We start from the raw sequence: 464 nt of genomic DNA, 5'->3' as shown, positions 1-464 counted from the left end.
CCGCCCAGCCGAGGCTGCGGCTGCCCGGAGGGGGCCGCAGGCCCCGACGGGTGGCGATGCTGAGCGTGCACACCTCCCCGCTGCACCAGCCGGGAACCGGCGACGCCGGCGGCATGAACGTCTACATCGTGGAGCTGGCGAAGCGGCTCGCCGCCATCAACGTCGAGGTGGAGATCTTCACCCGCGCCACCACCGGCACCCTGCCGCCCACCGTCGAACTGGCCCCCGGCGTCCTCGTCCGGCACGTCGACGCGGGCCCGTACGAGGGCCTCGCCAAGGAGGAGCTGCCCGCGCAGCTCTGCGCCTTCACCCACGGCGTGATGCAGGCGTGGGCGGGTCACCGCCCCGGCCACTACGACCTGGTCCACTCCCACTACTGGCTCTCCGGCCACGTCGGCTGGCTGGCCGCCCAGCGCTGGGGCGTCCCCCTGGTGCACGCCATGCACACCATGGCCAAGGTCAAG

The 464-nt window shown here is 73.5% G+C and carries 1 protein-coding gene; it reads left to right on the top strand.

Features of this window, described 5'->3' with window-relative positions:
• The coding region (locus RM844_RS32530; protein ID WP_394814658.1) for a glycosyltransferase at positions 1–464 on the top strand (464 nt) is incomplete at both ends.

This window comes from Streptomyces chisholmiae, from assembly GCF_031845445.1.
Classification (GTDB): domain Bacteria; phylum Actinomycetota; class Actinomycetes; order Streptomycetales; family Streptomycetaceae; genus Streptomyces; species Streptomyces chisholmiae.
The sequence above is the reverse complement of the archived record's forward strand: the minus strand, read 5'-3'. Positions and strand labels throughout refer to the sequence as shown.